This window comes from Pseudomonas sp. AK-TSAG1-1 (genome assembly GCF_056821665.1).
Window position 1 is genome coordinate 3567543 of sequence record NZ_CM165965.1, and the last position, 22841, is coordinate 3590383.

9 protein-coding genes are annotated in these 22841 nt (G+C 62.8%); 1 reads left to right on the top strand and 8 read right to left on the bottom strand.

Annotated features, from left to right (window positions below):
• Positions 1-7 precede the first annotated feature (7 nt).
• The 7 genes from AC1UK9_RS15720 to AC1UK9_RS15750 form a co-directional block, all read right to left on the bottom strand.
• Positions 8-1411 (bottom strand): ABC transporter substrate-binding protein, encoded by a 1404-nt coding sequence (locus tag AC1UK9_RS15720; protein ID WP_482577912.1) that lies wholly within the window; start codon positions 1409-1411, stop codon positions 8-10.
• Positions 1412-1648: 237 nt separating this feature from the next.
• Positions 1649-1894 carry a 4Fe-4S dicluster domain-containing protein gene (locus tag AC1UK9_RS15725; protein ID WP_003225615.1) on the bottom strand — a complete coding sequence of 82 codons (246 nt, stop codon included), beginning with the start codon at positions 1892-1894 and terminating at the stop codon, positions 1649-1651.
• Positions 1895-1921: 27 nt separating this feature from the next.
• Entirely contained in the window at positions 1922-3652 is a 1731-nt protein-coding gene (locus AC1UK9_RS15730; protein WP_482577914.1) for a fumarate reductase/succinate dehydrogenase flavoprotein subunit, read from the bottom strand.
• A gap of 2 nt (positions 3653-3654) precedes the next feature.
• Entirely contained in the window at positions 3655-4401 is a 747-nt protein-coding gene (locus tag AC1UK9_RS15735; RefSeq protein WP_025109851.1) for a GntR family transcriptional regulator, read from the bottom strand.
• A 1433-nt stretch (positions 4402-5834) separates the two neighbouring features.
• A complete protein-coding gene (locus AC1UK9_RS15740) occupies positions 5835-6803 on the bottom strand; it encodes a Gfo/Idh/MocA family protein (RefSeq protein ID WP_482577915.1) in 969 nt (322 codons plus the stop codon).
• 29 nt (positions 6804-6832) lie between these two features.
• Positions 6833-7720: a Dyp-type peroxidase gene (locus AC1UK9_RS15745; protein WP_482577916.1), complete on the bottom strand. Its 888-nt coding sequence runs from the start codon at positions 7718-7720 to the stop codon at positions 6833-6835.
• Between the two features lie 84 nt (positions 7721-7804).
• Positions 7805-8845: an AraC family transcriptional regulator gene (locus tag AC1UK9_RS15750; protein WP_473015956.1), complete on the bottom strand. Its 1041-nt coding sequence runs from the start codon at positions 8843-8845 to the stop codon at positions 7805-7807.
• A gap of 209 nt (positions 8846-9054) precedes the next feature.
• Between AC1UK9_RS15750 and AC1UK9_RS15755 the strand changes: the two genes are divergently transcribed.
• Positions 9055-10002 carry a SphA family protein gene (locus AC1UK9_RS15755; protein ID WP_473015957.1) on the top strand — a complete coding sequence of 316 codons (948 nt, stop codon included), beginning with the start codon at positions 9055-9057 and terminating at the stop codon, positions 10000-10002.
• Between the two features lie 275 nt (positions 10003-10277).
• Here the strand turns inward: AC1UK9_RS15755 and AC1UK9_RS15760 are convergent, their stop codons facing one another.
• On the bottom strand, positions 10278-22775 hold the full coding sequence (locus AC1UK9_RS15760) for a filamentous haemagglutinin family protein (protein WP_482577917.1): 12498 nt from the start codon (positions 22773-22775) through the stop codon (positions 10278-10280).
• Positions 22776-22841: the final 66 nt, after the last annotated feature.

The following is a 22841-nucleotide window of genomic DNA, read 5'->3' on the forward strand; positions in this document are numbered from 1 at the left end:
CTGTGGGTTAACGCGTGGCCACAGCCTGGGTGGTGGCATCGGTAAAGTCGAAGACCTTGCCGCCCTGCGCCGCCGCAAACTGCTGCGCCTGGCCTTTGAGCAGGAACGCACTCAGGCGGCCCTTGGCATCGCTGGCAAACCACGCCTGATCGGCGAGCAGCTTGATCCCGCTGTCACTCGCCTGCGCATACACGGCGCGGATGTTTTTGCCTTCCTGTTTCAAAGCGGCGAGCGCGGTGAAGGCCGATTCGGCGCAGGCGTACTGGCGCACCTTGTCTTCGCCGCGCACCCAGATTTCGGCGACGTGGCTGACATCAGTGATGGCTTTGCCCGTCGCGGCATCTGTAGCCTTCAGTGGGGTCTGCGCGTAGTTGGCGAGTTGCGCGGTGTAATCCAGATTCGACGCCTTGAACGCCGCGCGGATGTACTGATCGTCGATGAAGGTGTTCAGGTCGAGGCCGCGATCGGCTTTTTTCAGCAACTTCAGGGTGTCGATGGCGGTGCCCACTGCCTGACGGTATTCCGGCTTCCAGCTCAGGTCGCGGGTCTGCACGCCCAGCGGGCCGTGGAACAGGTAGTTGACCTCGGCATCGACGCCGGTGACTTTGGCGATCAACTCGCTGTACTTCTCAGGCTCGGCGGCCAGCAACTGATTGGCCTCGATACTTGCCCGCAGGTAGGCGACGACGATTTCCGGGTACTGTTTCGCGTAGGCCTGATCCACCAGTGCACCGTGGAACGTCGGCGCGTTGGCCTGGGCGCCGTCGTAGATCTTGCGGGCGAAACCACGGCTGGGGAACAGTTCGGCGAACGGCACGAAATCGGCGTGGGCGTCGATCTTGCCGGCCTGCAACGCCGAGCCGGCGACTTCCGGTGGCTGGGCAATGATGTTCACATCTTTGAGCGGGTCCCAGCCCTGCTCGGCCACGGCGCGCAGCAACATGCCGTGGGCTGTCGAGGCGAATGGCACCGAGATGGTCTTGCCTTTGAGTTCGCTCAGCGCCTGCACGCCCGACGCGCTCGGCACGACGATGCCGTTGCCGCTGCCCTTGATGCTGCCCGACAGCACGCTGATGAACAGGCTGTGCTTGCCAGCGGTCTCGAACGCCACACCATTGAACGCCCCGGGGAAATCGGCCATCGCACCGAAGTCGAGTTTGCCGGCGACCATCTCGTTGGTCAGCGGTGCACCACTGGTGAAGTTTTTCCACTGCACGTCGTACTTCGCATCTTTGTAGGCGCCGTCGTGCGGCAGGTATTTGTCGAGCAGACCGAGTTCACGAATCAACAGACCGCCAGCGGCGCAGTTGATGGTGGTGTCCTGGGTGCCGATGGCGATACGAATGGTTTCGGCCGAGGCCGACAAGGACAATGAAGCCAGTACCAGACCGGCGATTGCTGCACGCAACATGGTGTGTTTCCCCTCGAATCATTGATTGGATGTTCGTCTCCGCCGCGATCAGGGCGCGGTGGGAAACGAGGGGGTGTCGGGTGAATTCGGCGTCCGGTGTTTCCGGATGGCTTTTGGGCTGTCTGTGGGCCTCTTCGCGAGCAGGCTCGCTCCCACAGGATTTTCGGTGTACTCATTATTTGCGGTTGGCTTCCATCCATTGTGGAAGCGAGCCTGCTCGCGAAAGCGGACTACTGGTCAACGCAATAAATAAGGGATGTCGACTTTGACGGCACCGGTCGGGCAGTCCTTTTCGCAAGGCATGCAGTACCAGCACTCATCGAAGGCCATGTAGGCCTTTTGCGTGGCCGGGTTGATCGCCAGCAAGTCCATCGGGCAGACGTCGACGCACACGGTGCAGCCCTTTTCGGCAATGCATTTGTCCTCATCCACGGTGACCGGGGCGTTGGAGCGGAAGAAGATTTCCTGGGCTTGATAGGCCATGGTTCGGGCTCTCTGAGAATTGATGTATCAAGCGGCGAAAGCGCCCACCCGCAAGCGGTCGTAAGCCTGCATTTCTTCGGCATCAAGCGGAATGATGTACGGCTCGACGGGCTTCTTGAAACTGGTCATCCGGCCGTCTTCACCCTTCTTCAAGTGACAGTGGCAGAACCATTCACTGTCGTTGCGCTGAGGGTGATCAACCCGATAGTGGTACAGGCCCCAACGGCTCTCGGCGCGGAACAGCGAAGCGCGGGCGGCCATTTCGGCGCAGTCGCGGATCACGCTGGTTTCCATCGCGCGCATCAGTTCGTGGGCGTTGCTGGCCTTCATCTGATCGAGGTCGCGTTCGATGTCGCTGAAGCGCTGCAAGCCGATCTGCATCTTCCTGGTCACTTTCGGCGGTTGCAGGTAGTCGTTGACGAAACGCCGCAGCTTGTACTCGACCTGCGCCGGCGGCAGGCCATGCTCGCGATCGAGCGGTGCGTAGACTCGGGCTTTTTCCTTTTCGATCTGCCCCGCGTCCAGCGCAGAAAATTCGCGCCCGGCGACGAAGTCTGCCGCGTTGTGCCCGGCAAACCAGCCGTAGGTGAACGCGCCGAGCATGTAGTTGTGCGGCACCGCAGCCATGTCGCCCGCCGAGTACAAGCCTTTCACCGACGTCTCGGCACGTTCGTTGACCCACACCCCGGACGCCGAGTGACCGCTGCAAAAACCGATCTCCGAGATGTGCATCTCGACCATCTGCGTGCGGTAATCGGTGCCACGATTGGCGTGGAACTGGCCGCGACTCGGGCGTTCGTTGCTGTGCAGGATTTCCTCGATGTTCTGGATGGTTTCCTCGGCCAGGTGATCGAGTTTGAGGAACACCGGGCCATTGCCGCTTTCCAGTTCCTGATGGAACTCCCACATCATCTGCCCGCTCCAGTAGTCGCACTCGATGAAGCGTTCGCCCTTGTTGTTGGCGGTGTAGCCACCCAAGGGACCGGTGACGTAGGCGCAGGCCGGGCCGTTGTAGTCCTTGATCAACGGGTTGATCTGGAAGCATTCGAGGTTCGCCAGCTCGGCCCCGGCGTGATACGCCATCGCGTAGCCGTCGCCGGCATTGGTCGGGTTTTCGTAGGTGCCCATCAGATAGCCCGAGGACGGCAACCCCAGACGACCGGCCGCGCCGCACGCGAGGATCACCGCCTTGGCCTTGATCACATGGAAGTCGGCAGTGCGGCAATCGAAACCCATAACGCCGTTGACGGTGCCCTCCTCGTCGGTCAGCAAACGGGTGCAGACCAGGCGATTGGTGATGCTCACCCGCGCGCGTTTCAACTGGCGGTAAAGGACTTTCTTGATGTCATGCCCTTCCGGCATCGGCAGCACGTAGGCGCCCATGTGGTGGACTTTTTTCACCGCATAATCGCCGGTCTCGTCCTTCTCGAACTTCACGCCCCAGCGATCCAGTTGCTCGATGGTTTCAAAGCTGTGCGTCGCGTAGGCGTAGACCGCCGCCTGATTGACGATGCCGTCGTTGGCGATGGTGATTTCCTTGGTGTACTGCTCAGGCGTCGAGTGGCCGGGGATGATCGCGTTGTTCAGGCCGTCCATGCCCATGCTGATCGCGCCGCTGCGTTTGACGTTGGCCTTGTCCACCAGCAGCACGCGCAGCTCCTTGTTTTTTTCCTTGGCCTTGATCGCGGCCATCGGGCCAGCGGTGCCGCCGCCGATCACGACGATGTCGTATTCCTGTTCCAGGGTGTTGTGCGTCATGGTCAGGCCCCTTTTTGCCGGTCGATCCGCAGGCGGTACTGGAACGCATCGCCACGGTAGTACAGGTGTTCGAAGTCCAGCGGCTGGCCGTTGGCGTCGTGGGTCAGACGTTCGATGCGCATGATCGGCGAACCGGCCTCGACGTTCAGCGCCTGGGTCAGGTCGCTGTCGGCGAGTACCGCGTCGATGGCCAGATCGGCGTGGCCGAGGGCGATGCCGCAGTCGTTTTCGAGGATCAGGAAGATGTCGCGCGTGACCAGATCAGCCTTCTCCAGTCGCTCACCGATGGCTTTGGGCAGGTAGGTGATTTCCAGCGAAATCGGCTCACGGTTGATCAGCCGGACGCGTTTGATCTGCGCCACGGTCTCGCCTTCGGCGACTTGCAGACGCTCGGCCACACGTTTGTCGGCGGGGATGAATTTGAAGCTGCGCAGGCGGTTGATCACCTCGTAGCCACGCCCGGTCATGGACTCGGCGAGGCCTTGCAGGCTGCTGACGTTCTGGAAGGTTTTCGGCTTGGCGACGAAGGTGCCCTTGCCATGGATCTTGAAGATCAAGCCTTCTTTCTGCAGATCACCCAACGCCTGGCGCACGGTGATGCGGCTGACTTTGAACAGCGCGCCGAGCTCGCTTTCTGAGGGCATCTGGCTGTCTTGCGGGTATTCACCATCGAGAATGCGTGCGCGCAGAACATCGCGCAGTTGGGTGTGCAGCGGAACACTGCTCAGGGAAAGTACGTTATCGGTCATCAGGGATCACTTGTCATAACGAGTTATGACGTGATCTTAGAGACGTTATGACAAGCTTGAGAAATATTGTTTGGGCATAACCTTAGATGCAGGACACACCACCAAATCCACAGGGGGATTGTGGTGTGTCAGGGGTCGAGTGTGTGTTTCTCTGCCTCACAGCAAAGTGCAGGAGCTGCCTGGAATACAGTTCCCCTGTGGGAGGGGGCTTGCTCCCGAAGGCGGTGGGTCAGCCGACATCATCGGTGAATGACACACCGCTTTCGTGAGCAAGCCCACTCCCACATGGGTTTTTTGGTGTGTCGAAGGTCGGCCGTGTGGCTTGGTGCCTCGGAGCAAAGTGCAGGAGCTGTCTGGAATACTGATTCTCTGTGGGAGGGGGCTTGCTCCCGAAGGCGGTGGGTCAGCCGACATCATCGGTGAATGACACACCGCTTTCGTGAGCAAGCCCACTCCCACAGGGGATTTGTGGTGTGTCAGGGTCGAGTGTGTGGCTTGGTGCCTCGGAGCAAAGTGCAGGAGCTGTCTGGAATAGAGATTCCTGTGGGAGGGGGCTTGCTCCCGAAGGCGGTGGGTCAGCGACATCATCGGTGAATGACACACCGCTTTCGTGAGCAAGCCCACTCCCACAGGGGTTTTGTGGTGTGTCAGGGGTCGAGTGTGTGGCTTGGTGCCTCGGAGCAAAGTGCAGGAGCTGTCTGGAATACAGATTCCTGTGGGAGGGGGCTTGCTCCCGAAGGCGGTGGGTCAGAGACATCATCGGTGAATGACATGCCGCTTTCGTGAGCAAGCCCACTCCCACAGGGGATTTGTGGTGTGTCAGGGTCGAGTGTGTGGCTTGGTGCCTCGGAGCAAAGTGCAGGAGCTGTCTGGAATACAGATTCCTGTGGGAGGGGGCTTGCTCCCGAAGGCGGTGGGTCAGCGACATCATCGGTGAATGACATGCCGCTTTCGTGAGCAAGCCCACTCCCACAGGGGATTTGTGGTGTGTCAGGGTCGAGTGTGTGGCTTGGTGCCTCGGAGCAAAGTGCAGGAGCTGTCTGGAATACAGATTCCTGTGGGAGGGGCTTGCTCCCGAAGGCGGTGGGTCAGCCAGAATCTTCGGTGAATGACATGCCGCTTTCGTGAGCAAGCCCACTCCCACAGGGGCTTGTGGTGTGTCAGGGGGCGAGTGTGTGTTTCTCTGCCTCGGAGCAAAGTGCAGGAGCTGTCTGGAATAGAGATTCCTGTGGGAGGGGGCTTGCTCCCGAAGGCGGTGGGTCAGCGACATCATCGGTGAATGACACACCGCTTTCGTGAGCAAGCCCACTCCCACAGGGGTTTTGTGGTGTGTCAGGGGTCGAGTGTGTGTTTCTCTGCCTTGGAGCAAAGTGCAGGAGCTGCCGGGAATACAGGTGCCCTTCCACAGGGAAAGGGTGTTGTGATCTGGGGGATCAGTGGCGTTTGAGGATCTGGTCCATGACCCAGTCGGTCTTGAGGGCTTGTTCGGCGACGGCTGGATGCTTTGAATCACCCCGAATGTGTGCATTCATCCCCAACACGTGATGCCACTGAATATGCTCGTGATGCGGGATTTTCAGGCTGAGCTGTTCATCGGCGAACAGCTGCACCGGATGCTCGTCAAACACCGAGAAGCCGATCCGCCCGTGGCTGCCGATAATCTCGACCCGATCCTCGCGCCGATCCGCAACAAAGCTCCAGCAGCCCATGCCCAGCGCTCCGGAAGCGAACCGCCAACAGGCGCTGACCGCGTCTTCGGCGGCATACAGACCCGCTTGCCGGGCAGTGAAGCCGGCGACTTCGACGATGTCGCCAAGCAGGTACTGGAACAGGTCAAAACCGTGGCTCGCCAAGTCGGCGAAGTAACCGCCACCGGCCACGCTCGGGTCGGTTCTCCAGTTGGCGCTGCCGTCCAGATCCGCCGCCGAGGGGGCCTTGGTCAGTGTCCAGCTCAGGTGCCGCACCTCACCGATGCGGCCCTGCGCCAGCCATTGCCGAACCTGTGCAAAGCGCGGCAACGAACGGCGATAGTAGGACACAAACAAGTGCAGGCCGGCATCGGCAAACGCCTGCTGCATTTCGCGGCTTTGCCCGGCGTTCAGCGCCATCGGTTTCTCGACGCAGCAATGCTTGCCGGCGGCAGCGACTTTCAGGCTGTAGGCGTGGTGACTGTCCGGTGGCGTGGCGATGTATACCGCGTCCACCTCGGGGTCGTTGATCAGCGCATCGACGTCGGTGCAAACCCGGGCGATGCCATGGCGCGCGGCGTAATCACTCGCTGCCTCCAGGCGCCGCCCCATCACCGCCACCAGCGCCGAGCCGGGCGCCTTGTAGAAAGCCGGCCCGCTCTTGCGCTCGGCGACGCTGCCGCAACCGATCATGCCCCAACGCACCACGTCCATGGTCATCCCCTCCGCTTGTTTGATAAACCTCAGCCGATACGCAGGGCGCGCAGGTCGAGGTGGCCATCCTTGAGCGGCGGGCACCAGTAGTAGCCGCCGGTGATCGGCCGGCTGATGCGATACAGGCCATCGGTGATACCGTCTTCCAGACCGCTCATTCGGCGCAGTTGCGCTTCGAAAGCATCCAGCGAGAAGCCGAAAGCGAGGAACATCAGGCCGGCGCGATCACCTTCGATCCACGGCATCGAACGGCGCACGACGAACGCTTCCGGGGCGAAGCTTTCCTGCGCGGTTCGTTTGACGTGGGCGGAGACTGGCGCGTCGTCGATCTCTTCGTTGTCGCTCAGACGACGGCCCATGATGTTGTCCTTGTCACCGGCGGACAGCTTATGGAAACCCTTCAGATCGTGCTGCCACTGCTGAATCGCGGCGAAACTGCCGCCGACCAGACCTTCACCGCCCTCGTTTTGCAGTGCAGCAGCGATAGCGGCTTCGTCGTGCGGGTTCTCGGTGCCGTCTTCGTAGCCGGTCAGGTCGTGGCCATCCTTGTGGCGGAAGGCTTCCTGAGCCTGCACCAGACGCAAGGCCGGGGCCAGCGCAACTTCGAAGGCGTTGCAGCGATTGAGCAGATCACCCCGGTCGACACCGTGCAGCCAGACCCACAGCGCGTGCTGGGTCGACGGGTTTTCCACGCCGACACCGGTCATGGCCGGAAAGCTGCGCAGGCCTTCAACCTGCACGTTCAGGGCCTTGGTCAGGGACTCACCGAAACCGACCACCGCCGACTTGCCGTCCACCAGGTTCAGCAGATTGTCGATCGCCTGCGGCAGTGCTTCTACCGATTCAAGGGCGAAAAACAGGTGACGTGCTTGCGCAGGAACTGGGGTGGCGAGGATGCCCGGCTGGTAGTAACTCATGTGAACTCCTTGGGAAAGTGCGCGGGAGTTTACCTGTAGCCGGAGGATTTGTGGGGTTGAAGCAGGCTGCGATCCTTTGATCCTCTAAATAGCGGCAGCGCTCTCGGTGCGCCACGCACTCGGGCTCATTCCCGTCCAGCGTTTGAACGCCCGACGAAAACTGCGCACGTCGCTGTAGCCGACCTCCTCGGTGATGCGCTCGATCGGCATGTCCGGATTGGCCAGCAGACTCATCGTCCGTGCCTGACGCACCTGTTCCAGTAAAGCCTCGAAGGTCAGTGCGTGCTCGGTCAGGCGGCGACGCAAGGTGCGGCTGCTCATGTTCAGGTCGCCTGCGATCTTCTCGATATGGCTGCCCCGGCTCAGGTCCCGGGCAATCGCCCGTTCCACCGCCTGAATCAGATCGAGTTTCTGGTGCACCTGCGCCGCTTCCAGCTCCAGCAGGGCCACAGCCTGACGCAGCGCCAGGGAGTGATGATTGGGCAGGTTCACGTCCAGCCACTGCACATCGATCAGCATGCGGTTGTGCAAGCAGCCGAAGCGTACGTCTGGCCCGAGCAAGCGGTGGTATTCGCTCAGATAGTCCGGCGCGGCGTGCACGAACTCCACGGCGATCGGCTTGAATTCGCTGCCGGCCAGTGCCCGGCCATACACCAGCAGGCTGGCGAAAAACTCCTCGACGGCGAACACCTGAACTTCAGCGAACGGCAAGCGGCACTCGGCATCGAGGTGCACCTGAGCGCCCACCACATCAACACTCGACACCACGATCCCGCCAGAGGTGTGCTGATGACGAATCCCCAAGGCAAAGGCATCGCGCAAGGTCTTGCACAGCGACAACACATGCCCGAGCAGCCCCAGCGTACCCAGCACATTCTGCGCGCCCACCCACAGACCGAGGCCCTGATTGGGCAGCACTTTGAGCGCGCGCTGAATCATCGCCACGGCCTGGCGATAGGAAATCCGTTGCGCGGGATCCTGCAGATCTTCAAGCGTGAAGCCCAGGCCACGGCACAGGCTTTCCGGGTCGATGCCCTTGTTCTGCACGACTTCGGCGAGGGTTTGCAGGAGGAACGGCGACACCAGCGCCATTTCGAAGGTCGGGTCTTGGACTTTTACATTCATGGGGGCTGACATTCCGGATCACGCTTGATTGTTATTTTTGTAACCGGTTATGTCGAAGGAAGTTAGCACAGGGTTTGCCTACTGTCCGCAGAAGTCCCCCTAACTGTCCGCCAATACCCTGCCCCGGCGCACGCCAAGCGCTTATTTCTATGGTGCCGGGCGTTCTGCGTGCGGCGCCACGTCCCACCACAATAATAACGAGGACAGCCATGAGCCCGAACCGCGCCCCACTCCCCTTGCGTCTGGCACTGACATTGCTCGGTTGCACCGCGACCCTTCCGGCCCTGGCCACCGAAGCCGGCGTCGACAACATCGGCCCCGGCACCGACGGTTTCTTCATGCTGCCGCTGGAAGTTGACAGCCTTCCGGAGAACATGGTCGCGTTCAACCTCTACTACAACCATTACAAGTCGACGAAGCTCAACATCAGTTCGTTGGGCGGCAAGGTGCCGAATGTCGACATCGAGTCCACTGCGGTCATCCCGCGCCTCGATTACCTGAGCCCGGTGCGAGTGTTCGGCGGACGTCTGGCCGGCTACATCGCCCAGCCCTGGCTGAAGCAGGAAGTCTCGGTATACGGCCTCAGCGATACCCGCGAAGGCATGGGCGACACCACCGTCGCGCCGATCATCCTGTGGGACATGGGCAAAAACCTGACCCTCGGCGCCGCCCTCGAAGTCACCGTGCCCACCGGCGAATACAGCGTTGATCGGCTGGCCAACACCAGCAACAACTTCTACACCTACAAGCCATTGTTCTCCTTCACTTGGCTGCCCACCGACAAGACCGAAGTGTCGATGAAGACCACCTACAGCTTCAACGAGAAGAACAAGGACACCGATTACAAATCCGGGCAGATCTTCCACTTCGATTATTCGGCCAGCTTCAAGATCACCGACGACCTGATGCTCGGCCTCAACGGCTACTACCTCAAGCAGACCACCGACGACAAACAGTACGGCCACACCGTGCAGTTCGCCGGGCAGGATGTGGACGACGGCGTACGCGGCCAGGTGTTCGCGATAGGTCCGGCGCTGCACCTGACCTTTCTCAAGTACGCCAGCGCGGAGATTCGCTGGGCCAGGGAATTTGACGTGGAGAACCGGCCAGAGGGCGACATGCTCTGGGCCAAGGTCAGCATCCCCTACGCCTTCTGACCTGCAGCAAGATGCCCCTGTGGGATCGGGCTTGCTCGCGAATGCGCCGGTTCAGTCGACCTCGGTGTTGAATGTTCAGACGTCTTCGCGAGCAGGCCGTCAACCACGATCGCGGGTTCCTGGCCCGATATCCCCCACAAACAGCTGATGGCCGAGATGCGCGCACTCAATGCCGGGAACCTTGCGCATGCTCGACAAGCGAATCCCCAAGCCCCCCACGCCACTCAAAAAAAGGGGCGACCCAGTGGCCGCCCAAAGTACTGCACGAGAGTCTTTTACAGCGTCAGTTGTCCGCGCTCTTCCTCGGTCAACTGTTGTTTGGCCTGTTCATCCAGCACCCCTGCCCCCAGCACTTGCACCGGGCTGTTCGGGTTGTATCCAGTGGCCGGCGCACGGCTGGCGCCATCGCGGGACGGGGCGAGTTGCTCGTTGCCGAAGCTCAGCACCTGCACCGTGAACACCGACGCCTGGTTCTGTCGCGCCGCCGCTTGCTGTTGGCGTGCCACGTCTTCTGCCGCTTGCGTGGCTGAAGAGGCAGCGGAACTGGCCGAGGTGATCGCCCCGGTGTTCACCGCAGCCACTATCGGGACGCCACTGGTCTTGCCTTGCACCGCGATGTTGGCGGCATTGACCACGGTCAGCGCGGCGATGTTGACGTTGCCCGATACGCGAATCCCCGCCTCGCCCGCATCAATGGTGCCCAGCGGCGCGATCAGGTCGATGTCGCCCGGCGCCACTTCGGCAATCGGGTTGAGCGTGGCGATACCGGCGCCGGTGCTCGGCACCGATGGCGACAGGGTCACGTTGCCCCAGGTGTCGTAGACGCGTTTGGGCGGGGTGTAGACCACGGTGGTTTTCGAGCCGCGACCGGCGTTGATGTCACCCTTGGCGGACCAGCCGAGAATCGAGCCACCGAAGGTGGTCATGATCCGGCTCTGCCCGAGCAGAATGCTGCCCTCGGAGTAGAGCTGAATGTTGCCCGAGCCCTGGGTGATGATCCCCGCCGTGGACGGCGGCGCCGCGCCTTCGATGCCGAACACCTGACCGCCGCCCGGCGTGAGCATCTGGATATCACCGCCGAACAGGGTCTTGACCCCCGCGCCGCCGTACAGCGTGATGTCGCCGTCGTAGCGGATCGGATTGCCCGCCACGTCGATGGTCGGGAACAGCGAAGCAATGGCGTTGCGGCCACGCAGGTAGCTGCCTTTGCGCGGACCGTCGGCATCGTTGTATTCCAGGCCGCCGGCGCGCAGTTCGGCGAAGTACACCTGGCGGGCGAAGATCGCCTGCTCGGTCCCTGGCAGTGCGGCGAAGAAGGCTTGTGCCTGTTCTGCGTTGCCGCTGAAGCCGTAGCCGAGGGTCAGCCAGCTCTGCAGTTCGTCGAGGTAGGTCTTGACCACTTTGCCCGGTTGGCCGTTGAGGGCCGCGTTCGGGTCGGCGAGGTTCTGCGGGCTCAGGTAACGGGCGATGAACCGTGAATAATCCGGGCCCTGTGCGCCTGCGCCAGCCTGCATCACGATGCTTGCACCGGAACGATGATCGCCTGCGGCGACCGGCCCGATGCTGGTGATGCCGGCGCGATCCTCCATCAGGATATTGCGTCCGGCGTTGATATCCAGAAGCCCCGGCCCTGCGATATCGAAGCTGCTGTACAGGATGTCGCGACCGGCGGAAATCCGCGAAACATCATGCAGATCGTTGTGAATCAGCAGGTTGCCTGACGATGAAATGGCTTCGTTGTTCCAGCCGATTTCCGACGGCGCCGTTGCCGGTTGGCCCAGGTTGGTGCCGGACGCCACGATATCGCGTCCGGCCAGCATCCAGACAGGCGCAGCGCTTTCGTACCAGGTGCGCAGCGAGGTGCCGAAACGCAAGGTTTCGCCGCTGCGAATGCCCACCAGATCGCCGGTCAGTGCGTAGAAGCGGGCAGGTGCCTGAACGCCGCTGGTTCCCGAGTAACTGTCGGCACCGAATGCAAACAACGGATAACGCACGTTCAGACTCGGGGCAATGCCGTCGCTGTTGTAGTTGCTCATGTCCGGCCTGCTGGAACCGTATTGCGCATAACCGGTAAACGCCGGCGCGAACGGCGTGGCGATGGCGGACAGACTGGCGCCAGACTGGTTGATCGCGTAGCCGCCGGCATAGATCGAGTGTCCGGCCAGCATTTCCAGTTGCCCGTCGCTGGAAGGGGCCAGCACGATCGAGTAAGCCGCCGCGGCGGAAAATCCGCTTGCCCGGTAGGTGGCCGACGGGCCGGCATAGATGGAGCCCTGCCCCGCCACCGCGCGCAGGATCGATGGGTAGATGAAACGTCCGTCAGTGGGCGAAGTATTGCGGCTGGCCAATGGGCCCTGAGTGTCGGTTTCACCCAGTTGTGTGCCAGGCGTCAGGTTGCCCCCCGCCGAGAACAGATCGATGGCCGTGTGATGGGTCCACAGTGAGAAACCTGCCAATCCGCCACCGTCATGGGCGACGCCACTGGTATCGGTGAACGCTGTGGAGTTCTGCAGGCGCACCCGTCCCGGGTCGACCGCACCGCCCAGTACAAGATCGCCACGGGTAGCCAGGCGCATACCGGAGTCACCCGGTATCAGCACCAGGCCACCGGACGCACTGCCAAGCGTCGAGGTGAACGGATCGAAGGCCCGGGTTTCACGAGGGTCCTGGAGGGAAGCGAAGGCACCGTATTGCAGATTGATACCGCCCAGCGCACCGCCCGACAATTGCGCCGCACCGCGCAGGTTGATCAATGCCCCCTGCAGATCGTGATTCGGTGCGCCCGTACCGCTTTCCCCTGCCCGCGCCCGTAATGACGGGTTCAACGTGCCGCCGATCCGGATGTCCATGTCGCCGCCACCGGTCAGTTGCAGGCTGCCGTCGCTGCCCACCCTGCCGGTGCTGCCAACCGCCACGATCAGCCCCTGACTGCGTGGATTCAGGCTGCTGTCGCCCAACGACTTGAGCATGCCGCCATCGCCTGCGGCGCGCAGGCTGACGTTGCCACCGCCCAGTGCGCCGAATCCGGTGAACCCCACCAGATAAGGGCCGGTGTCAAAGTCCGGGTCGGGCAAAGGCTGCGTGGCATAGCTGCCGAAGTTGATCCACCAGGCCGTCGGTACGTCGTTGCTGCCCGTCCCCTGCCGCCACAACCAGTTACCCACCGAGACACTGGAAACCTGTTCGCGCAGGTTCGCATCACGAATGAATCCGCGACGCCCCAGGGTATCCCCCGAGACCGAGCCGCCCGCATTGATCGTCAGGTTACCGCCCAGCTCCGGGTACCAGGCCTGATAAAGGCTGTCGCTGCCGCCATCGACCCATTTTTCATAGTCGGCGCCTTTGCTGCCGAGCACCGAGCCGTTATCCGTGAGCGCGCCCCGGCGCTGGTTGAAGCGCGGGTCGATATTCCGGGACTGAGTGCCCGCGGTGTAGACGCCAAAGGGCGAATCCATGCTCAGGTCACCCGCGGCCATCAGGTCCAGATCACCGGTGCCGGTGCGCAACACACTGAACATCTGGGTGTGCGGTGAAACGCTAATACCGCCCTTGTTCGGTGTGCAGGAGTTAGGGTCGGCATCACACCAGAACAGTTCGTCATCCGTGACCGGTGTTCCCGGCGGCATGCCGGCGATGTTGTCCACCGCCCAGAGGAACTTGGCGGGCGCGTTGCAGGCACCCGGCAGGATGTCGCACAGGTACAGTTCGTCATCGCTCACCACCTCCCCGGCCGGATAGCCCATCGGGTTGCCGTCGGCCCAGGTGGTATCGAGTTTTTTCTCCACCACTTTCAAACCGTAATGGGTATCGGCCAGGCGCAGGTTGCCTTCACGGGTCAACGGCTTCACTGCACGGTTGTCGGCGGCTTCCAGGTCAGACCCGGCCACCACCCGCATCGACCAGGACGTACTGCCCGATGGCAGCATGCTCGCCACGGCCCAGTTACTGCCTTGCTGCGTGGTGCTGGAATAACCGCGCAGCTCGATGAATGCCGTGCCGCTAGCCAGTACCACATCGGTCATGGACGGAATCAGCGAACCGCGCTGCAGCGCCAGTGCGCCACTCAATGTCACCCCGACCGTCTGATTGTCCACACCGACCGTACCCGGTAACGGCACACCCTTGGGCCAGAGCATGGCCTGCAGCGCAACCGCACCGTTCAATCGGGTACCGGCCCCCAGGCGACTGCCGGCAGGCAGGATCACGTTGTCGCTGAGCAGCGTGCCGGCGGCGTACAGCAGATTGCCCGATGCGTCATGCACCGCGCCGGACAACACAGTGCCGGCATTGAGCGAATAAGGGCCAGCCAGCGTCGCCTGCGTCGGCAGCAATGTGCCGCTGACCAGGGTCACGGCTTGTATCGGCAAGTCGTAATTGAGCGCAATGCCCGCCGGGAACCGCGTGCCCTCGGCCAGCGTGACGCCGGTGCCCGGCACGATCAGGTCGCCGCCGAACGGCTGCACGCCCGGCAGCAGCTTCCAACCGGCATCGTCGACCGTTTCCGGTGGTGGTGCGAAGCCGTCGTTGATGCTGCCGTAAATGTCGAGATTGCCACCGGCACGCATCACCAGGCTGCCGGACTCGCCGGAACCATAGACCGAGGTTTTCTGCGTGTGCGGGTTGAGGCTGGCATATCGGTAGCGCGACAGGTCGATATCGCCTTCCACCACCAGATCGCCATCGGCGGTTTGGCTGGCAATCTCGACCCCGGGACGCAGGTGGAACACATCGGCATAGGTCGCGTTGTTCAGCCCCGCCAGTTTGCGTTGCAGCAAGTCGTTGTTACCCAGCGCGGCACTGATGAATGTGCTGCTGTCGCCATCGATGCGATCGAACAGCGCCTGATCGATCACTTGGTAAGGACGGCCGCTGGCCGCCGGATCGACGCCGTCACGCGCATCGGTATAACGACGCATGCCGTTGAGACCGATGAAGCGTGCCCCCTGAATGTTCAGCGCACCGCTGGCATCGATGGCGATGTCGCCGACACCCAGGCGCGGCGCGTTGAGCTCCAGCGTACCGCGCGCCACCCCGTCGTTCTGCCCCGGCAGTTTGCCCACCGTCGCGTCGGTGCCGTGGCGCACGTCGATCCGGGTGCCGGAGGCCAGGGTCAACAATCCCTCGCCGGAATTGAGCTCAACCATGGCGCGGTTCGGGGCGTCGATGATCTTGCCGTAGCTGTCGACCCGCAGGACCCGACCATGGGCGTCCAGCATGGCATTGCCGGTAAGCGTCAGACCGTTTTTGCCGGACAGCCGGATGCTGCCGACCCGCTCGCCACTGGCGTCGATCAGACCGGCCACCGAAAGGCTGCCATTGTCCACCGAGACATTGATTTCACCGGCCTTGAGCCCGTCGCCGATCAGCAGGCTGCCCTCTTTGAACTGGAAACTGCGGCTGCCGAACACTTGCCCGGCGTTCAGACGCTGATTGAGCGCCGCGAATTGTCCGTTCAAGTCACCTCCCAGATTGCGGGCGCGGATATCCACACCCGCGGCCTTGTACGGCACCCGCGTGCCGCCAGCATCGTAATAACCGCTGCTGGCGCCGAGGATTTCCCCCTGCAGATCAACCACGCCAGCGTTCTCGGCCAAGGCGACCGCACTGAGATTGCCGGCCTGGTTGTTCTGCGCCGACAGATCGATCCGTGAGCCCGCCGCCTGGCGAATATTGCCGCCGTGGCTGAAGAGCGACACGTCGCCGCCCCAGCTGTATTTCTTCACATCGTTGAACGGCAAGGTACGTCCGGCCAGATCCAGTTGTGCGTCAAAGGTCAGGGTCAGGTCATTTTCCGCTTTGATTACCAGCTTGCCGCTGGCCAGCGCGATACGGCTTTCAAGCACGACGTCATGGGCATCGAGTGTCAGTTCCGCACCCAGTGCATTGGCCGCTGCGGAAACACCGGCGCCCTTCAGGGTCAGGCTGTCGCCGGCCTTGAGTGAGTTGACCGAAGCCGCTTCACCGGTCAACAGCGGTGTACGCAAATTGAGGTTGCCGCCGGTGTAGGCGTATCCCTTGAGTGGATCGTAGGCGCCCTGTTCCTGGTAAACCGCGAGGCTGCCTTTGTGGTTGGCAGTAATGCGTTCGCTGGCCGTCAGATTGACGTTGGCGAAACCCAGTGCCAAACGATCGTTCTGGTCCAGCCCGCTCGGTTGCGGGTTCGGGCCGTAGCCGAATTCGATGCGTTGTGCCTGGATATCCAGCGTGCCACGACCGGTCCCGGCGCCGCCGCTGACCACCGCACCCGGCGCCTGAGGCGCACCGTTCCAGATCAGACTGGCGGTGCGGATGGTTGCCACATCCGCAGCCTCTCCCAGGCCGTAGATCGCCGGCGTCGTCAGCACCAGGTTCTGCAGCTTGCTGCTGCCCGTCTGTGGGTCAAGCGTATCGAGCGTCACGCTGCCAAAGAAATTGAACGCGTCCCGAGCCGTCAGGCCGAGGGATTCCAGTGCCGGCGCACCGAACCGGGTATCGCCTTGAAGCAGACGGTCGAGCACGCGCTGGCTGAGTGTCAGGCCGAGCGGCACACGTCCCGCACTGTCGGACAGTGCCTGAGCGTTCCCGACATTGACCGCGCCGACCGCCAGGCTCAGGTGCCGTGTACCGAAACCCACTGAATCCGCCAGTTCGAAGCGATTGTCGGTGGCCGCGGTGATGCTGCCTCTGGAGTACAGCGACGTCGCAGCCGTGCACGGTTCGACCGCGCAAGTACCGATGCGGATGCTGCCCGCGCCATCGGTTCCGACCGCCTTCGCCGGCGCCAGCATCGTGGTCCGGCCGTTGGACACCAGCAACACACTGCCGGCCCCGGGTTGATAGACAAATCCGGCGGAGGAGTCGTAAGGCACGTCACCGCGATCCAGCGTGTTGATGCCTGCCCCCGCCTCCAGGGTGATGCCACCGTCGGTCTTCTGGGTTCGCAGCAACACCTCCGGTGCGGACAGCACCGCGCCTTCACGCAGGACGATGTGGGTGGAATTGCTGCTGCCGAAAGAAACGATATTGCCGCCAGAGCCATAATCCACCGTCGGCACGGCGCCAATCGCCAAGCGTCCGGCCCCCAGGCCATTGAGGCTGTCGGCGTACAGCGAAACGCCACTGAAATCCTCCGTGCGTGGCCGCCCCGCCCCCAGCACTTCGAGGGCACCGCCCGAGGCGCGAATGACGGCGGTTCCGGTCACGCCGTCCTCCGCTGGCTTGAACAGCACCTGGCCGTTGAAGTCCAGCGCCACCTCATGGTCTGCCGCGCTTTCAAAGCGCAGATCGAGGGTTTTGCCGTCCATCGGCGCCAATGCCCGTGGCACGCCCCGACGTGCGGCATCGCTCTTGATGAACGCGCTGAAGCCGGTTTCGTTGTATTGCGAATAACGGCGCAGGACATCGGCCGAAGTCAGGATGAGCGCACTGTCAACGCTGTCGCGCAGTCCGGTATTGGCAATCGACATCCGTCCGCTGGCAGCCCATGAACCGTTGCGCATCGGCAGTGCGCCGCTTCCCGGCGCCGCCGCGACCTGGCCATTGACCTCAACCCGGAACGCACCGGGCAACAGCGCGAACGTCGATGGCAGCAAGGTATAGGTTCCTGCCGCCAGGCCCGGTACGCCGACGCCGATGGTGATGCGTTGGCCGACACGGGGATCGACCGCCCCCGCCTCCGCGAGCACCGGCGCATAAAGGCTTTGATCGCCCGGCACAATGGCATAGACCGGGTTGCTCGCCAGCCCCGGCAGGCTGAATGTGCCGTCGCTGGCGTTACGCACCAGCGGGTTATAGCGCGCATCGGTGGAGCCGCCGCGCCCCGAAATGAACCCGGCCCCGCGCAAATCGCCACCGCCGGAAAGATCGATCACCGCACCTTGTGCCACATCCACGTATTGCGACTGCAGGGTCACCCCGGCCGAGAGGCCGGCGATGCCTTTCAACAACACGGAGTTGCCGTTGTAGCGGTAGTCGATGCCGTCGGTGGTGCCGCCGTAAGGCATGACCAGCCCGGCGCCGCTGACGGACGTAAGGCTGCCGGGCAGCAGATGGATTTCACGGGTCAGCACCGACTTGGTGCTCTCGCCCATCGTGATCAGGCCCAGCGGCGCACGCAGCACCCCGCCCTGCTCGATACGGCTGGCGGCCAGCGTCAGCTCGCCGAACACCGAATAAGGCAATGCACTCGGCGCCGCGCCCTGCGCGAGGATCCGCAGCGTGCCGTCGGAAGGCGCCGTTTCCTGCTGGAAACCGGCCCTGACCCTGGCTCTGGCACCGGACACCGGATAGATCTGCGCCGCGCTCAAATTCAGGTCGCCCGCCGCCCACAAGTCGGTCAGGGGTTGTGTGGTCGAGGCCAGAAAACGCATGTCGCCCTGGCTGGCAAGCGACACCTGCGCAAAACCTCGGCGACCGACCTGCACCGAAGGCGCATTGAGTTGCACAATCGAGCCCAGCGTGCCGAACGAAAGGCTGTTGCCGATATCCAGCAGGTTGGCCGACGCATTCAACTGCGCTGCCGACAGATTCGGAGTCGGTGCGTTCATGACCCTTGGACGAATGAACGCGTTAGAGCCGTAATAAACCCCAGGGCCCATCAGGCGCAGATAAGGTGCGGACAGGTTGATGCGGGCATTGTCTTTCGCCTGCTCGGCCAGGGACAAGGCACCGGCATACAGGCTCAGGCTCTGATTGAAATGCAAGTCGACATCACCGTCGAATGAAATCAGTCCGTTGCTCAGCAGCCCGAGATTATCGAAACCGCCGCTCATCAAGGTGTCGGCACTCAATCGTGTGCGTCCGTAGACCAGGCCCGGTGCGGCGTCTCCAGGTTTCAGGCCGGCTGCCAACGGCGACTCGACCGGCCCCTGGCCGATCACGATTTCCCGAGGTAGACGCACCTCGTTAGCGGCCTCACCAATGCGGTACAACGGGGTTTCCAAGGCAATGTCCAGTCGACCGCCGGCAGCGCCGGTGCCACCGGCAGCCGCCCGCAGCTGGCCGTCGAGGAACAGGCCGTTGTAGGAACTCAGGGAGATCCGTCCACCATCGGTGGCAACCGCCGTCGGCCCCTGCCCGGCGATATCCAGCACCGCTGCGGTACCGGAGGCGTCCAGGCGGGCGCCCTTGCGCACGATGACGTAAGCATCGGCAGAGGTCGCAGTGGCTTTCTTCGCATCAAGCTCACCACCGATGACGATGCTGCCACCCTTGCCGACCTGACCGTAGACGCGTCCCAGTGCATCCACCGCCGTGGCGGCACGCGCGGCCACATCCAGTACGGCGTGCTCGCCGATCCAGATAGAACGGTTGTGCGCCTGTCGCGCAGCTTCTTGCTGGCTGTCGGCGGGGTCCACCGAACCGAACTGCTGCTGGCGAATATCGATGGTACCGCCCCAGGCATTCAGCTCACCGTCCAGGGTGATCTGTCCGGGCCCACGCAAGCCGATACGCTGGCCAGGATCGACGCTGATCCGTGCGCCGGTGCCGACAACCAACGTGGACTTGACCGGATCAAGCAGATTGGGATTGCTCGATCCGGCCTGCAACGACAGGCTGGCGCCGCCGCGCTGAGTCAACACAGCCTTGGTCGGGTTCTCCTGGAACAACGTCGGCGTCCATAACTCCAGCGCCGTGCCTGGATCGACGCCGCTGACCCGGCTCGCCGCCTGAGCCCCGAAACGATAGACCGGCATCGTGACGTCGATCTGTGTGTCGTCGACGACGCTCAGCCCGTTCAGACCGATGATGCTGTAAGCCGAAAACCCTTTCTCGAACAGGCTCGGTGACAACTGCAGGGTCGAATCGGCGAGTTTTTCGTCCGGCTTGCCGAGCAGCACCTTGCCGGCTTGCAGCAGCAGCGTGCCGCCACCGCTCACACCGTAACCGCTCAAGTCGCCATCAAGACGCAGTGTCGCCGTGTCCGCAACGGTGTTGGCGCTGGACTCCAGCGTCAGGCTGCCGCCCTTGCCGCCCCGGGTCTTGCCGTTCGCCAGCACTGCGCCGCCGGACGAAACGTCCAGCAGGCTGCCGGCCTGGACATCGATATCGCCGCTGCTGCGGATCGAAATCAGACCACCGTTCAAGTAAGCCAGGCCCGCACCGTCATCCGGGTTGGTGGCCAGGTTGCTCCACACGCCACGGGTATCGAGTTGCACGGCTTTGGCCACGGTCACCCGGGTCGGATGGCCCGCAGGAGCGGTGATCTGGGTATCGGTCGTGGAGTTGGTCTGCAACTGATTGAGCACGTTGCCCAAGTGCAGACTGCCACCCCGGGCGATCAGATCGGCATTGACCTGCACATCCGGGCCATACAGGGTGATGTCGCCTCCGGTATCGACCGCCAGCGCCTGATTGACGTCGATACGGTCCCGGGCCGCAACCTTCAATGCACCCAGGTGCCATCCATTGAGCTGATCGGCATCGAGCAACAGCTTGCCCTTGCGGCTCTCGGACACTGCCGAGAGCAAATCCGGGACGCTGTCACCGGTTGGTTTGTCAGCACCGATCTGCACGTGATCGAGCAATGGATTGAGGCCGTACAACAAGCCCCCGGCCGACGCGACATAGGCCGGGTCGTAACTGCCGACGATCAACTGCCCGCGTCGCGCCAGCGCGGTCTGGCTCTGCTCATAACCGTCGAGTACCGCGCGCGGCGTCTGGGTCTGGCGTTCGCCTTGGTAGACCTCCCCGAGCATCTGCCCGTCGAGCAGCGCATTGCGGGTCGCGATCACCAGTTGCCCGGCATCACGGCCAACTGTGTAACCCGACTCCTGGCGACGGGGCGGGGCAATCAGCGGGCTGAAGTAATAGTCGGTCTGCCCCCAGCGTTTGCTGCTGTCTTCATAACCTTTGTACAACCCGGTGTAGAGAATATCCCCCGGTGCCCGCGAGACTTCGTACAAATGCCCATCGGCACCCCGCAGCCAGCTCTGGCGGATCTCTCCGCTTTGCACATCCAGGGTGCCGCCGGACAGGTTGATCAGCGAGCCTTTTTCGGTCACCACATCGTTGCCGGCAAAACTGACCATCCCGCCCTGCGCCATCCACTCACCAACACCGTGGCCCTGGGTGCCCAGATAACCGCCGACCTCCAGCAGTCCGCCGGCGGTGTACCAGCGATCGGTTGCATAGCCGTTGGTGCCGGCCGGCACGTACACCAGTTCGCGCACATCGACCCACACATCATTGCTGTTGAGCGCGCCCTTCTCGCGGTTGACCGACGAATCGCGCTGCTCGTTGCCCTGCACGTTGATCTTGATGTTGTTGGATTGCATGGCGACCTTCACGCCCATGGCCCCCGACACATCGATCAGCGCACCATCGCGTACCAGGCTGCGGAGCCCTGCCGTGACGGCGACCTGGCCGCCGGTGGCCAGAGTGATCGAACCGTTCTGGAACTCGACACTGCCGCCACTCTGGATATCGATGCGCGACTGGTCGCCACGCACCCTGTTGTTGGCGTTGACACCGGTCAGCGCGGCTTTGTGCTGGCTGTCCAGTGCCGTCAGGTCGCTGCTGTCGAGCATGATCGCCGTGGCACTGCCCTGCCCCAGCGTCACGCTGCCGCCGGTATCAGTGGCCGGATTGAGCAAGTGAAGGGTGCCGCGGGTCGACACGGAGGTGCTGGCCAGCAGCACACCGTTCTGCTGTACATCGTGGCCGGTCAGGGTGATGTCGCCGGTGGCCGCCTGGATCAAACCATTGTTGCTGACCTTGCCGGCGCTGCTGTCGGCCTTGAAGCCCGGGATGACTTCGTTGCCGAAGGTGGTGGAAAAACCATTGCCCTCGGTGCCCGAGCCTTTGCGGATATAGAAACGATCGCCAGCGCCGAGCACGGTCTGGCCTTTGGCGGTGTTGATACTGCCGTCGTTCTGCACCTCGTTGCCCAGCAACAAGGCATAGCCGCCGGCATCGGTTGACGTGGCGGGAGCATGCGTCTGAATCGAAGCGCCGCGCTCCACCCAGACCTTGCCGGCGGCTTGCGTGAAGGTCGGCTGGCTGCCGCTACTGTCGAAGTACAGACCGCGATCCCTGAACTGGATGTCGGTGATAGTGGCTGCCGCCGCCACCAGGTTGCGCACGTTGACCTGACTGGTGCCACTGAACACGATGCCGTTACGGTTGATCAGCATCACCGTACCGTCGCCTTTTATCTGGCCCTGGATCTGGCTTGCCCGCGCGTTGGGGTCGTTGACCCGATTGAGCACCGCCCAGTTCGACTGCTGGGCGAACTCGACCGTGGTGTTGCGTCCGACGTTGAAGGTTTCCCAGTTGAGGATCGCCTTGTCGGCGGTCTGCTCGATCCGCACATTGGTCTTGCCATCGACCTGGGTCTGCTGCGGTCCCTTGGCGTTCTGCCAGCCCTGGGTGAGGCTGTTGTCGACCTTCAAGCCGCCTTCGCCCAGACCGTCCGGCACCCATTGGACGGAACCCGATGCCACTGCGCGCCCGGCAGCCTGAGCGGCCTGCTGCGCGGCAATCGCCGCCACCGTGTTGTTGAGTGTCTGCAACGAACGCTGCAATTGCTGATTGGCCCTCTGTTGCTGCGCCAAAGGGGGCGTCATCCCCGGCAGACCGCCCGCACCGGAACCCGAACGTGCGGCGGATTGCTGTGCGGCACCCTTGGCGGCAAACCAGCCCGAACTGAACGCTGTCTGCGCGTGCGCGCTGCCCGCCACCAGGCACAACGCCACGGCCTGCGCCAGCGGCTTGAGTAGCCACAGCGCCGGGTCCACGGCTTCACGTCGGGAAGATTGAACGTCGGTACGGCGGCGGGATGGGCGAGCAAGCATCACTACGAGATCCTTTTGATGGCCACAGGTCGGCAACAACCTGCTGTTACGACATAGGCGGTTGGC

What these genes read in the sequence shown, in the direction of transcription:
- AC1UK9_RS15740 (WP_482577915.1), bottom strand. Translation starts at nt 6,803, where the DNA reads ATGGACGTGGTGCGTTGGGGCATGATCGGTTGCGGCAGCGTCGCCGAG.
- AC1UK9_RS15725 (WP_003225615.1), bottom strand. Translation starts at nt 1,894, where the DNA reads ATGGCCTATCAAGCCCAGGAAATCTTCTTCCGCTCCAACGCCCCGGTC.
- AC1UK9_RS15750 (WP_473015956.1), bottom strand. Translation starts at nt 8,845, where the DNA reads ATGAATGTAAAAGTCCAAGACCCGACCTTCGAAATGGCGCTGGTGTCG.
- AC1UK9_RS15735 (WP_025109851.1), bottom strand. Translation starts at nt 4,401, where the DNA reads ATGACCGATAACGTACTTTCCCTGAGCAGTGTTCCGCTGCACACCCAA.
- AC1UK9_RS15720 (WP_482577912.1), bottom strand. Translation starts at nt 1,411, where the DNA reads ATGTTGCGTGCAGCAATCGCCGGTCTGGTACTGGCTTCATTGTCCTTG.
- AC1UK9_RS15745 (WP_482577916.1), bottom strand. Translation starts at nt 7,720, where the DNA reads ATGAGTTACTACCAGCCGGGCATCCTCGCCACCCCAGTTCCTGCGCAA.
- AC1UK9_RS15755 (WP_473015957.1), top strand. Translation starts at nt 9,055, where the DNA reads ATGAGCCCGAACCGCGCCCCACTCCCCTTGCGTCTGGCACTGACATTG.
- AC1UK9_RS15760 (WP_482577917.1), bottom strand. Translation starts at nt 22,775, where the DNA reads ATGCTTGCTCGCCCATCCCGCCGCCGTACCGACGTTCAATCTTCCCGA.
- AC1UK9_RS15730 (WP_482577914.1), bottom strand. Translation starts at nt 3,652, where the DNA reads ATGACGCACAACACCCTGGAACAGGAATACGACATCGTCGTGATCGGC.